General features: G+C 45.1%; 12 protein-coding genes. 8 read left to right on the forward strand and 4 right to left on the reverse strand.

Going from position 1 to position 13801, the window contains the following annotated elements; genetic code table 11:
• Positions 1 to 96 precede the first annotated feature (96 nt).
• Together QEP08_RS16570 and QEP08_RS16575 are read left to right on the forward strand one after the other, a co-directional pair.
• A complete protein-coding gene (locus QEP08_RS16570; protein WP_285059695.1) occupies positions 97 to 654 on the forward strand; it encodes a LemA family protein in 558 nt (185 codons plus the stop codon).
• Positions 654 to 1622 (forward strand): DUF3137 domain-containing protein, encoded by a 969-nt coding sequence (locus QEP08_RS16575; RefSeq protein ID WP_285059696.1) that lies wholly within the window; start codon positions 654 to 656, stop codon positions 1620 to 1622. Before QEP08_RS16570 ends, QEP08_RS16575 begins: the two co-directional genes overlap by 1 nt.
• Positions 1623 to 1680: 58 nt before the next feature.
• On the opposite strand, the gene carB is transcribed toward QEP08_RS16575, so the two are convergent.
• Together carB and QEP08_RS16585 are read right to left on the reverse strand one after the other, a co-directional pair.
• Positions 1681 to 4497 carry a carbamoyl-phosphate synthase large subunit gene (carB, locus tag QEP08_RS16580; protein WP_285059697.1) on the reverse strand — a complete coding sequence of 939 codons (2817 nt, stop codon included), beginning with the start codon at positions 4495 to 4497 and terminating at the stop codon, positions 1681 to 1683.
• A gap of 218 nt (positions 4498 to 4715) precedes the next feature.
• Positions 4716 to 5024, reverse strand: coding sequence for a peptidase associated/transthyretin-like domain-containing protein (locus QEP08_RS16585; protein WP_285059698.1), 309 nt, complete (start codon positions 5022 to 5024; stop codon positions 4716 to 4718).
• A 214-nt stretch (positions 5025 to 5238) separates the two neighbouring features.
• On the opposite strand from QEP08_RS16585, the gene QEP08_RS16590 reads away from it, so the two are divergent.
• From QEP08_RS16590 to QEP08_RS16615, 6 genes are all read left to right on the forward strand, one after another.
• A complete protein-coding gene (locus QEP08_RS16590; RefSeq protein WP_285059699.1) occupies positions 5239 to 5757 on the forward strand; it encodes a hypothetical protein in 519 nt (172 codons plus the stop codon).
• A gap of 21 nt (positions 5758 to 5778) precedes the next feature.
• The gene (pnuC, locus tag QEP08_RS16595) at positions 5779 to 6399 is read left to right on the forward strand and encodes a nicotinamide riboside transporter PnuC (RefSeq protein WP_285059700.1); all 621 of its coding nucleotides are present in this window, start codon (positions 5779 to 5781) and stop codon (positions 6397 to 6399) included.
• Entirely contained in the window at positions 6380 to 6922 is a 543-nt protein-coding gene (locus QEP08_RS16600) for an ATP-binding protein (protein WP_285059701.1), read from the forward strand. The genes pnuC and QEP08_RS16600 overlap by 20 nt, the downstream gene beginning before the upstream one ends.
• Positions 6923 to 7114: 192 nt before the next feature.
• A complete protein-coding gene (locus tag QEP08_RS16605; RefSeq protein WP_285059702.1) occupies positions 7115 to 9376 on the forward strand; it encodes a TonB-dependent receptor in 2262 nt (753 codons plus the stop codon).
• 4 nt (positions 9377 to 9380) lie between these two features.
• A complete protein-coding gene (locus tag QEP08_RS16610) occupies positions 9381 to 10013 on the forward strand; it encodes a thiamine phosphate synthase (protein WP_285059703.1) in 633 nt (210 codons plus the stop codon).
• Positions 10014 to 10078: 65 nt separating this feature from the next.
• Positions 10079 to 11356: an MFS transporter gene (locus QEP08_RS16615; protein WP_285059704.1), complete on the forward strand. Its 1278-nt coding sequence runs from the start codon at positions 10079 to 10081 to the stop codon at positions 11354 to 11356.
• 2 nt (positions 11357 to 11358) lie between these two features.
• Here QEP08_RS16615 and QEP08_RS16620 read toward each other — a convergent pair whose 3' ends face one another.
• Positions 11359 to 13119: an ABC transporter ATP-binding protein gene (locus QEP08_RS16620; RefSeq protein ID WP_285059705.1), complete on the reverse strand. Its 1761-nt coding sequence runs from the start codon at positions 13117 to 13119 to the stop codon at positions 11359 to 11361.
• Positions 13120 to 13208: 89 nt separating this feature from the next.
• Positions 13209 to 13772 (reverse strand): ribosome recycling factor, encoded by a 564-nt coding sequence (gene frr / locus QEP08_RS16625; RefSeq protein ID WP_285059706.1) that lies wholly within the window; start codon positions 13770 to 13772, stop codon positions 13209 to 13211.
• Positions 13773 to 13801: the final 29 nt, after the last annotated feature.

The raw sequence follows: 13801 nt of genomic DNA on the forward strand, positions 1-13801 counted from the left end.
ATTATCCTCGTTATCGATAGGTAACGAGGATTTTTTGTTTTATATGGAATTGTATTTATATATTTATTCCATAAATAAACCTCTTAATCCTAAAAAATGATTGTTGTATTCATTGTTATCGCTGTATTACTGATCATAGGGATCAGTTTCTACAACTCCCTTATTGGCAAGAAAAACCAGGTAACTAATGCCTTTTCGGCGATAGATGTGATGCTCAAGAAAAGATTTGACCTGTTGCCCAACCTTGTTGAAACTGTAAAGCAGTACATGCAGTACGAAGGTGACCTGCTCAGCAGAGTGGTCGAACTGCGCGCCAAAGCTGGCAGCGCAAACCTGAGCAATGCAGAAAAGCTGGATCTTGATAAACAGCTGAGTTCAGATGTAAGGGGTATAATGGTCAACGTCGAAAATTATCCGGACCTGAAAGCTAACCACAGCTTCATCAACCTGCAGAGTACCTGGACAGAAAGTGAAGAACAGATTGCGGCAGCCAGAAGGACTTATAATGCATCAGTAACCAATTACAACGATGCGATCATGATGTTTCCGGGAAGCCTGTTTGCGGGCATGTTAAATTATCAGCCGATTGAAGTTTTGGCGAATACCGAAGAGGAGCGAAAAAATGTCAGTGCACGCGACCTTTTTAACAGTTAATGGCCGAACAAATAAGTATCGCTGATGTGTCCTTCGGCGCAACACTGGCGGAACTGGAAGTTCAGCGAAAAAATGTTTCCGCCCAGAGGCTGAAGTCCTATTCGTTTATAGGAGGAGGCATTTTACTTATTGGTATTGGGGTCATTCTTAGTAATCTTGTCCTGGTATTTGGAATTTCGGGTGCCGCGCTGCTGATTGCGGGCATTGTTTTTTTATCTAAAGCCAGCAAAAATTTTAATGACTACAGGCATGGGTTTAAGCAAAAGGTCATTACTTCTGCGTTAAAGTCAGTAGATCAAAGCCTGGAATTTGACTACGAAAATGGCCTGTCTGAACAGGACTTTGTTTCCTCACAGCTGTTTAAACAGCAGCCCGACAGGTATTCCAGCCAGGACCAGATATTTGGCTCAGCCGGAAAGACAAGATTTTCTTTTTCAGAGGTCCATGCCGAGTACAAGACGGAAACCCGGACAAAGAATGGCAAACAAGAGCACTGGCATACAATATTGAACGGCATTGTTTTTTGTGCCGATTTTAACAAGCATTTTAATGGCATAACTGTGGTCAGACCAAAGGATTTTGGCAATGCCATTGGCGCATGGTTCTCGGATAAACTCTCCATCTTTTCGTCGTCAGACCGGGAGCTGGTAAAACTGGAAAACCCTGATTTCGAGGAACTGTTTGTTACCTATTCGACTGACCAGGTAGAAGCACGGTATATCCTGACGCCGGGCATGATGGAGCGCTTGTGCCAACTGGAAGACAAATGCAAGTATACGATCTCCGTATCTTTCATTGACACCCAAATGTTCATTGCATTTCCACTGGACAAAAATTACTTTGAACCCCCTGTATTTAAGAGTCTGCTTGACCAGAAGTCGATCAGCGAAGATCTGAGTGTGATCCGCTTTATGTACGACATCGTCAAAGAACTGGATCTGAATACCAGGATCTGGGGTAAACATTAACCTTTCGCCATAAAAAAAGTCCCTTTCGGGACTTCATCATATTGTTTATCTGCTCAGATTATTTAGATAGGTACATTGATTTGTCTTTATACAGCTTCCTAAAGTACGGATCTTCCAGGTCTTTAATAAAACGGATCGACTCGCCCGTAGATTTCATTTCCGGGCCTAACTCTTTGGTCACCTCAGGGAATTTATAGAAAGAGAATACTGGTTCCTTAATCGCATATCCCTGCAGCTTTCTTTCAATCTTAAAGTCTTTCAGCTTGTTTACACCCAGCATGACCTTGGCAGCAATATTGATATAAGGAACATCGTATGCCTTAGCGATAAAAGGAACAGTCCTGGAAGCCCGCGGATTGGCCTCTATCACATATACTTTTTCGTCTTTAACAGCAAACTGTATGTTCAGCAATCCAATGACATTTAATGCCTTTGCGATCTTTTTAGAATAGAGTTCCATATCACTGATCACCTTTTCAGATAAGCTGAATGGTGGCAATACTGCGAAAGAGTCTCCTGAATGTATCCCTGCAGGCTCGATGTGCTCCATCAAACCAACGATATGCACATCTTCACCGTCACTGATAGAATCCGATTCCGTTTCTTCTGCCCTGTCCAGGAAGTGGTCGATCAGAACCCTGTTGCCGGGAAGGTCACCCAATAGCTTCACCACTGCCTTCTCCAGATCTTCATCGTTGATCACGATGCTCATACCCTGTCCACCCAATACATAACTTGGTCTGACCAATACAGGATAGCCTACTTCGTTTGCTACCACGATGGCTTCCTCTGCATTTTCAGCAACACCATATTTCGGGTAAGGGATATCAAGTTCTTTCAGCAGGTCTGAAAAACGGCCCCTGTCTTCCGCGACATCCATATCATTGTAAGAAGTACCGATGATCCTGATTCCGTTCTCATGCAGCTTTTCTGCCATCTTTAAGGCAGTCTGTCCGCCGAGCTGAACAATCACCCCAACCGGTTTCTCCAGTTCAATGATCTCGCGTACATGTTCCCAGAATACCGGCTCAAAGTAAAGCTTATCTGCCATGTTGAAATCGGTAGATACAGTCTCCGGATTACAGTTGATCATAATTGCCTCAAAGCCAGTTTCCTTAGCTGCAAGTAACCCGTGTACACAAGAGTAATCAAATTCTATACCCTGCCCGATACGGTTAGGTCCTGAACCCAGTACAATGACTTTCTTCTTATCAGAAGGGATGGATTCATTTTCTTCTTCAAAAGTAGAGTAGTAATAAGGAGTCTGTGCGGCAAACTCTGCTGCGCAGGTATCCACCATCTTGTAAACACGGCTGATGCCCAGTGATTTTCTGCGGTCATAAACTTCGTCTTCAGTTACGTTGCCCAGCAAATAAGCAATCTGTATGTCAGAAAAGCCTTTTTGTTTGAGTGTAAAGAAGAAATCCTTAGGAATATTGTTGAGAGAATAGCGTTTAAGTTCTACCTCCAGCTGAACCAGCTCCTGGATCTGCGAAAGGAACCATTTGTCGATACGTGTTACCTTACGGATAGATTCCAGGGGAACACCCATGCTCATCGCATCCTTGATCAGGAATAAACGGTTCCAGCTGGCATGCTCAAGGCCTTGCATGATCTCTTCGATGCTCCTGTTGTGCTTGCCGTCAGCACCCAGTCCGGCCCTGCCGATCTCCAGACTCTGACATGCTTTTTGCACTGCCTCGATAAATGTCCGGCCTATCGCCATGACCTCACCCACAGATTTCATTTGCAGGCCAAGTTCCGTGTTGGCGCCTTTAAATTTGTCAAAATTCCAGCGTGGTACTTTGACAATCACATAGTCCAGCGTAGGCTCAAAATATGCAGAAGTTGTTTTTGTGATCTGATTTTCTATTTCATCCAGGTTGTAACCGATGGCCAGTTTAGCGGCTATCTTGGCAATTGGATATCCGGTTGCCTTACTGGCGAGCGCCGATGAACGGGACACCCTTGGATTGATCTCAATGGCAATGATCTCATCGTTATCAGGATTTACAGAGAACTGTACATTACATCCCCCGGCGAAATTACCGATCGCGCGCATCATTTTGATCGCCTGGTTGCGCATATCCTGATAACACCTGTCCGACAAAGTCATGGCCGGCGCCACAGTGATAGAGTCTCCTGTATGAATGCCCATTGGATCGAAGTTTTCAATAGAGCAGATAATGATCACATTGTCATTACTGTCCCTTAACAACTCGAGTTCATATTCTTTCCAGCCTAAAACCGCTTGTTCTACCAATACCTCATGGGTAGGAGAAGCTTCAAGTCCGCGTTTTAAAGCCTGGTCAAATTCTTCTTTTTTGTGTACGAAACCGCCACCGTAACCACCTAATGTATAAGAAGGGCGGATTACCAGCGGATAACCAATTTCCTGGGCGGCTTCCTTTCCTTCAAGGAAGGAGTTGGCAATTTTTGAGGTCGCTACGCCTACACCAATATCCACCATTAACTGGCGGAAGGCTTCCCTGTTTTCCGTTTTTTCGATCGCGGCAACATCCACACCAATTACCCGGACCCCGTACTTTTCCCAAATTCCGCGTTCAGACGCTTCAATACAAAGGTTCAGTGCTGTTTGTCCCCCCATCGTTGGCAACACTGCATCAATTTTGCGTTCCTGTAAGATCTGCTCAATAGAATCCACCGTCAATGGCCAGAGGTAAACATGGTCCCCGATCACCTTGTCGGTCATGATGGTTGCAGGATTGGAATTGATGATCGAAACTTCAATCCCCTCTTCTTTCAGAGATAAGGCGGCCTGAGATCCGGAATAATCAAACTCACAGGCTTGACCAATGATAATAGGTCCCGATCCGATAATTAATACTGAGCGTATGGAGGTGTCTTTAGGCATAAGGCTTTAAAAAAGTCTAAAGTAAGTATTGGTAAAAATTGCAATTGCTGTAGACCGGAATAGTCTCTGAGATTTTTGTTTGATCATCATTTAAGATCCCCGACTATTCTGTCGGGATGCAAAGTTACGCTTTTGCTCATTAAAAATAAGCTATTTTTTCAAAAAGCCTTTTAAACAGAAAAGCGGGACTTTCATCCCGCTTTTCTGACGTTTTAATCTTATTGCTGAAGCTTGATCTCCCCAACATCTGTGACCGCACTGTCAAGTACAGCTACATTTTCTACCGATGTATCTTTATAAGGCGCCTTGGCTTTAACCCATACGGTATATGTGCCTTTTTTCACATTTGCAAAAGCGAAACTTCCACTGGCGATCTCCGTTTTTAAAGTATCTGTTCCGGCGATAGCCACTACCTGGGTTGCCCCCTCTGCTGGTGAAACTGTTCCTTTAATCCCACCTTCTCTTATAGACGTGAATGCCAGTAAACTCAATGACAAACCCGCTGTTAAAAATCCTAAGCTTTTCATATGAACTTGTTTTTAATTTATGCTACATACTGATTGGTTGAGTAGTTATCTTTCATACTTAGGAAACATTGTTAGTTTATTAAATACAATTCTGCTCCGCAATTGTTTTTAAATTGTTGCAGGGGCTGCTGATCCGTTAGTGTCCTCTCTGAATAAATCCACCTGAATAACCCTTTAGGCATTATTTTGGAACAACATTTGCATCTCTTTCAACATGAAAAAAATACTTGCTTTTTTATTCGCTGCAACCGTAATTTTTACCGGCTGCGCCACCATGCAATCCATTATTAAATCCACATTTCCCTATACGGCAACTTTGGTGATCCCGGCGTCTGCCAAAGCAAATGCCACGGCATCCGCGACTTCAGCGGCTTCAAGTTTTGATGAGATCTTCGGAAACCAGGGCGGCACCAGCTACATCAAGGAAGTAAGGATCGCTTCAGCAAAACTCGACGCCAGCAATCCGGCAGACAAAAGCCTTGGTATGTTCAAGTCTGTAAAACTTTTCATTTCCAATGGCAGCAGTGGCGAGATCATGGTGGCCTCAAGGACAGATGTACAGGAAAATATTGGTTCAAACCTGGTGCTCGATATAGACAATTCCAAATTTCTGGATAACTACATCAAAGGCAACAGCCTGAAAGTAAGGATAGAATATGTACTCAGGAACACCAACACAGCTGACGTCAGCGTTCGTGCAGCATTGAGCTTTACCTCGGCGCCAAACCCGTAATAAAATCTTTACTTTTGCTTCATGCAAATCCTGTTAAGCTCTTTTATGCAGCTGGTTGCTGACCAGTTCAAACATACCACATGGCCCGAATGGATTGGGGTGATCACAGGCTTCATTTGCATCTACCTGGCGGCTAAAGAAAATGTATGGAACTGGCCAATATCCATCATCAGCGTAATCGCCTATGCCTGGGTATTCTTTGACGCCACCATGTATGGCGACATGGCCCTCCAGTTCTATTTTCTTTTTACAGCATTTTATGGCTGGTATTACTGGATCAAAAAAAAGACAGACCATGGCAAGCCCGTTGTTTCACTCAAAAGCAGAGACTGGTTGCTGATCGTTGTCGCCGTCTCCGTACTTTCGGTATTGCTCAGTCTTTTTTTGGATCACTTTACAGATTCCGATGTGCCCTATGCCGATGGATTCTGTACCGCCCTGAGCTTTGTCGCCCAGATCCTGCTCACACGAAAAGTACTGCAAAACTGGATCCTCTGGATCATTGTGGACATTTGTTATGTCCCGCTTTACATCTATAAACATTTAAACCTGAGCGCAGTATTTTACGCGTTCCTGGTGATCATAGCCTTCATGGGCTATCTGGACTGGAGGAAAACCTATCGTGAGCAAACCGCACATTAAAAAGATAGCTGTTGTTGGCCCGGAGAGCACTGGTAAATCTACTATAACTGCCCGGCTGGCCAAACACTACGGAACCCTTTGGGTGCCGGAATACGCCCGATATTACTGCGCGGCGCTGACTGCTCCATGCAACCTGCAGGACGAAGTCAATATGTTTCACGGCCAGCTTGCACTCGAAGACTCCATCCTGGCTATTGCCGATAAGGATCTGATCTTTTGCGACACCACCTTCATTACCGTAAAGATCTGGAGTGACGAGGTCTTTGGGGAGACCCCCGGGATCGTACTCGAAGCACTTCCCCTATATCACTACGACCTTTACCTGCTCATGGATATTGATCTGCCCTGGCAGGAAGACCCCTTACGGGATTTCCCGCATAAGCGTGAACATTTTATGCAGGTATGGCATCAGGAATTGCAATCACTCAACGCCAACTACAGGATTATCGGCGGCGAACAGGATGAAAGGCTGCAAAATGCCATTAAGGTTGTTGACGCGTTCCTGAGATCTCCGGAACCCTGAACATGCCACTTTTGCAGTCTGACTTTTTTTAAATACCTTTGCTTTATCAATAAAGGGGTGCCTTGTTTTTTTTAAAAAAACACAAAAACAGGCTGAGAGTATACCCATTGCAATGCCTGCATTGCAAACACCTGATCCGGATAATGCCGGCGGAGGGAATTAGTTATGGAAATCTATTTAAAAAAACACAAATTGAAAAGATCAATTATCGCAGCCTTAGCTGTGCTGCTTGCGCCTGCTTTCTTAAATGCGCAAACCAAACCTGATGTTAAGTCCAGAAGAGATACCTCGATCAGACTGGATGAAATTATCATCAAAGGCACCAGGGCCAATGAAAAGTCTGCCACCACCTATAAAAACATCAGCAAAGAAGAGATCGAAGCCAACAACTTTGGACAGGATCTACCCTTCATCCTTCAAAACACGCCTGGTGTTGTGGTAACCTCAGATGCGGGAGCCGGCGTGGGTTATACCGGTATCCGGATCAGGGGCAGTGATGCCAGCCGGGTCAACGTTACCATTAATGGCATTCCGTACAACGACAGTGAAAGCCAGGGAACATTCTGGGTAAACATGCCGGACTTTGCCTCCTCCACCGACAACATCCAGATCCAGCGGGGGGTAGGCACCTCTACCAATGGCGCCGGAGCTTTCGGCGGAAGCCTGAATCTGCAGACCGCTGCTCCCTCAGAAAACGCTTATGCGGAGCTGAACAACAGCTACGGTTCATTCAACACCTTAAAGAATACCGTTAAAGTTGGTACCGGACTGATCGGCAACAAATGGAGTTTTGACGGACGTCTTTCGAGAATCAAATCAGACGGCTTTATAGACCGCGCCGCATCCGACCTCAAATCTTATTTCCTGTCAGGCGCCTACTATGGCAAAAAAGACCTGTTCCGTGTCAATGTTTTTGCAGGTACAGAAAAGACCTACCAAGCCTGGAACGGTATACCGGAGTCAAGGGTAAACGGCGATGTTGCAGGGATGCAGGCTTTCATAGACCGCAACTATTTAAGTGATGCCGATGCCGCAAATCTCCTCAATTCCAACAGCAGGACTTACAATTCTTTCACCTACAAAGACCAGACAGACAATTACAGGCAGAACCATTACCAGGCATTATATGCAAGACAGTTCACCGACCAGTTCTCATTCAACGCCGCATTGCACTATACAGACGGACAAGGCTATTTTGAAGAATTTAAATCCGGAGATAAATTTTCCAAATACGGGCTTCCTGATGTGACTGTGGGCGGAACTACTGTTGAAGAGACCGATCTCGTCCGCCGCCGCTGGCTGGACAATGACTTTTACGGGCTTACCTATGCATTCAATTACCAACCCCAGTCTAACCTGAGTTTCACGCTCGGCGGTGCTTACAATGAATACCGCGGAAAACACTTTGGCGAGATCACCTGGGCACAGTTTGCAGGTTCGGTCAGCGAGGATTTCCACTACTATGACGGTAAAGGAAACAAAGATGACTTTAATGTTTATGGCAAAGTAAACTACAGCCCTATAGAAAAACTAAGCCTGTTTGCTGACCTTCAATACCGGAATGTGGGTTACCGGATCAGCGGCAGTGACAAAAACCTGAAGCCGCTTGACTTTGACAACAATTACAATTTCTTCAACCCTAAAATAGGGGCTACGATATTCCTCAACGCGCAAAGCAATGTCTATGCTTCTTACAGCAGGGCCAATAAAGAACCCAACCGTGATGACTTTACCAATTTAAAGACAGGACTTCCTGTACCAAAGGCAGAAAAGCTCAACGATCTGGAAGCAGGTTACCGCTTTAAGAATGACAGGTTTAGTGCCGGGGCAAATGTCTATGGCATGTTCTACAAAGACCAGTTGATCTTTACCGGCGAGATCAACGAATATTCGGATGCCTACCGTCAAAACGTGGACAAAAGTTACCGCATCGGCCTTGAACTGGATGCTTCTTATACCATAAACCCTCAGTTTATCCTGAATGCGAACGCGGCATTCAGCCGGAATAAGATCAAAAATTACATAGACTACGTGCCGGAATATGATGACAACTTTGACATCGCCCGTCTGGTAACCACTACTTATGCGAGTCCGGACATTGCATTCTCACCAGCATCAGTGCTATTTGGTGAACTGGTTTACAAGCCATTCAAAGGTCTGGCAGCAGCCTGGCAGAGCAAATATGTAGGCGGGCAGTTTATGGACAATACCCAGGATGACAGTCGAAAACTGGACGCATACTTTGTCAACAACCTGAGACTGGGATACGATTTCAAACTAAGCGGGATCAAAAAAGTCAACATCGGCCTGCTGGTCAACAACATCCTCGATGAAAAGTATGAAAGCAATGGTTATACCTACAGTTCCATCTACCAGGGCGCCACGACTACGGAAAACTTTTACTTTACGCAGGCGGGAACTAATTTCTTACTTTCGCTCAACCTGAAATTTTAACACCATGAAGAAGTTCATCGAGAAATTACATTTTATCACACACGATATTGAACAGTTGAGCCATGTGCAGCAGGCGCAGGTTGCCTGTGAAACCGGGGCCAAGTGGATCCAATACCGTTGTCTGACCAAAAGTGACGATGAACTCTTACAGGATATCAACACCATTGCAGAGATCTGTGACGACTGGGGCGCCACCCTTATCGTCACAGATCATGTGCACCTCAATGGCAAGGCCGACATACAGGGGTTTCACATTGAGGACATGGATGCGGACTTTATTAAACTGAGGGAGCTGCTTGGCGAAGCCTGTACCATAGGCGGTTCAGCCAATACAATAGCAGGTCTGGTCAGACTTGCACGGGAAGGCGCCGATTACGCAGGCTTCGGGCCTTTTTCCCATACAGATACCAAGCCCAATTACTTTGAGCACCTCGGCATCGATGGTTACCGCGAAGCCATACTGCAGCTTCAGCAAAAACACATTGACCTTCCGGTCCTGGCTGTTGGCGGGGTAACCCTCCATGATGTAGAGGAACTCCTGCAAACCGGTGTTTTTGGCATAGCCGTCTCTTCAGCCATCAACCAGGCCGAAGATATGCGCAGTGCTTATTTGTCATTTTATGACAAGATTATGTAATACCGGGCCCATCAGGCATTAAAATTTCTTTGCGTAAAACTTACATTTGTGCAAAATCTTTCCTGTTGGAAAACTCAGACATTATAGCGCCAAAAATACCTTTTTACGCAGCCCTGTTATACAGAGAGTTCAGATCCTATCTTGGCATGCGTTTCTTCTTCACATTTGCGTACCAAATGCAGGCGGTCATTATTGGCTTTCACATTTACGAACTTACAAATGACAAACTGGCGCTTGGCCTGATTGGTCTGTGTGAAGCCATTCCGGCAATCAGCATCGCATTATACGGAGGCTATGTTGCCGATAAATCAGAAAAGCGCGGATTGCTGCTCAAGATCTTTTCCGGAGTATTCCTCTGCACTGTGATCATGCTCATTGTCACCACCAAAAGCATGCATGCCTATGTCTCCGCCAGTTACATTGTTCCTATCATGTACCTGATGATATTTGGTATTGGTGTCGCCAGAGGGTTCTTCAGCCCGGCCGTATTTTCACTCATGGCGCAAATTGTTCCCAAAAAACTTTACCCCAATTCGAGTACCTGGAACAGTTCCAGCTGGCAGGCAGCTTCCATTCTTGGTCCGGCGGCCGGCGGTATCATATATGGTTATTATGGGATTACCGTCACCTACTATGTGATCATTACCTTTGTGTTTATCTCACTGGTTTGTATCTTCTTTCTAAAATCCCACCCACCCACTTTCATTCCAAAAGAAAGCATTGCAAAGAGCCTGACAGAAGGTGTACAGTTTGTATTTAAAAATAAAATGATGCTGGGTGCCATGAGCCTTGACCTCTTCTCGGTATTCTTTGGGGGTGCGGTTGCTTTGCTCCCGGTATTTGCCAAGGACATTCTGCACGTAGGATCAGAAGGCTTGGGTCTAATGCGTGCAGCAGCCTCTACCGGCGCTGTGGTGACCATGCTCAGCATGACAGTCATCTCGCCCATGAACAAACCATGGCGGAACCTGCTCATTGCGGTTACCGGATTTGGGATCAGCATCATTTGCTACGGCCTGTCTAAAAATTTCTACCTGACACTCGCCTTTTTATTTATGGAAGGAGCCTTCGACAGCGTAAGTGTCATTATCCGTTCTACCATTATGCAACTGCTTACACCCGATGAAATGCGGGGCCGGGTATCAGCGGTCAATACCATGTTTATTGGTTCATCCAACGAAATAGGTGCCTTTGAATCAGGACTTACCGCAAAACTGATGCGGACAGTGCCAGCCGTAGTATTTGGAGGCGGCATGACCATCCTGGTAGCAGGTATTACTTACCTCAAAACCAAAAGTCTGATCAGATTAAGCCTGCAGGAGATCAATGAACAAAAAGCTTAATTTTAGCTCATTGCCTCTTCTTCCACACGCTCACCGATCTGCTGTCTCCACATGGCATAATATAGGCCTTTTTCCTCCAGCAGGTCTGCATGTCTGCCCTGCTCTATGATGTTTCCTTTCTCCAGCACATAGATCCTGTCGGCATGCTTGATGGTCGACAAGCGGTGTGCGATTAAAATCGTAATGTGACTGGTCAGTACCGATACATCCCTGATTGTTGCCGTGATCTCTTCTTCCGTCAAAGAATCCAGCGAAGAAGTTGCCTCATCAAAAACCAAAATATCCGGACGGCGCAACAATGCCCTGGCAATAGACAATCTTTGCTTCTCTCCACCAGAAACCTTCACTCCGCCTTCTCCGATTACAGTATCCAGGCCCTTATCCGCTCTCGCCATCAGGTTCTGACAGGCAGCTTGCTGCAATACCCGCAAACAATCTTCATCACTGGCACCAGGTTTAACAAACTGCAGGTTTTCCCTGATCGTTCCTGAAAACAACTGGGTGTCCTGGGTTACAAAACCTATTTTTTCGCGCAGCATGTCTAAATTAATTTCAGTCCCCGAAGTTCTGTTGTACAGCACCTGCCCTTCGACCGGCTGATAAAGACCCACCAGCAATTTGACCAGTGTTGTTTTACCCGAACCCGACGGTCCTACAAAAGCAATTGTCTCCCCGTTATTTACCGTAAAATTCACATGGTTCAGCGCATTGCTCTTGCCGGACAAATGTTTAAAAGCTACATTGGAAAAGGCCACTGTTTCAATTCTTTCCAATTGGACAGGGTTTATGGGTTTCTGTTCAACCGGTGTATTCAAAATGTTCTTGAAATTGCCCAGCGATATTTCTGCTTCTCTCCAGGCCAAAATCACATTGCCCAATTCCTGCAAGGGGCCAAAAAGGAAAAACGAATAGAATAAGAAGGAGAAATACTGCCCTGGTGTAATGGCCTTGTCAAAGATCAGCATCAGTAATACCACTACCATGGTGCTGCGTACAAGATTTACAGTAGTTCCCTGTACAAAGCTCATGCTGCGTACATATTTAACTTTTCTCAACTCGAGGCCCAGAATTTTATAGGTAGTTTTATTAAGGCGGTCAATTTCCTGGCTTGCCAGCCCAAGGCTTTTCACAAGTTCGATATTCCTCAATGATTCCGTTGTCGACCCCGCCAACGCCGTAGTTTCCGCCACAATGGAACGCTGGATGGTCTTGATCTTCCGGCTCAGAAACCAGCTTAAAAAGCTGATAATCGGAATAGAAGCAGCATAGATCAGAGAAACTTTATAACTGACTGAAAGGGAGTAAACGATCACAAATATCAAACCGATCAGACTCACGAAAAGAATACTGATGAACGAAGTGATGAATTTCTCACTGTCCAGTCTTACTTTTTGCAGAATCCCCAGGGTCTCTCCGCTTCGCTGGTCCTCGAATACCTGATAAGGCAATTCCAAAGAATGCTTTAACCCATCGGCGTACATTTTTGCACCGACCTTTTGCACAATGATATTGGTAAAATAATCCTGAAAGTTTTTGGCAATCCTTGATACCATTGCAGCACCGACTGCCAATCCCACCAGGCCCAGAATACCCCATATGTATTCCGTTCGGCTCAACTCATTATGCCTGTTGATATAACGGTCCAGAATCCTTCCGGTAAAGTACGGGTCCATCAGAGAGAACCCTATGTTAAATGCCGCAAGTACCAGCGCCAGGACGACAATCCATTTATGTGCTTTTAAATATTGGAGCAGTAAATTCATTATTTTGTGGTTAAGCTGGCAAAAATAAATAAAGGGAATGAAGCATTTACCTCATTCCCTTTAAATTACTTATAGATTATAAATCTGGTTTATACCGTCATGATGTCCTTTTCCTTTAGCTCCGCGTGTTTATCAACCTTAATAATATAGGCGTCAGTAATCTTTTGAACCTCCGTTTCACCTGTTTTGATCTCATCATCAGAAACACTCTCGCCTTTCAGTTTCTTGATCTTTTCATTGGCATCCTTACGGATATTACGTACCGTAATGCGGCCCCTTTCAGCTTCTTCCTTTACCTTTTTTACAAGGTCTTTTCTGCGTTCCTCTGTTAGCGGCGGTACCACCAGTCTGATCACCACACCATCATTCTGAGGATTGATGCCGATATTTGCTTCCATAATCGCCCGTTCTATTGGCACCAGCATGTTTTTCTCCCATGGCTGAACGATCAGCGTACGGGCATCCGGGGTATTTATGCTGGCCACCTGGCTCAGTGCAGTTGCACTTCCATAATAATCAACCACGATTCCATCAAGCATTCCCGCCGAAGCTTTTCCCGCACGGATTTTAGTCAGTTCTGACTCGCAATGTAAAATTGCCTTATCCATGGATACCTGTGCATCTTGCAGTTGTTTCTTTATGAGGTCATTCATAACATTTAAATTTATAGCAAATATAAAAT

It is taken from the genome of Pedobacter ginsengisoli (genome assembly GCF_030244015.1).
Lineage (GTDB): Bacteria > Bacteroidota > Bacteroidia > Sphingobacteriales > Sphingobacteriaceae > Pedobacter > Pedobacter ginsengisoli.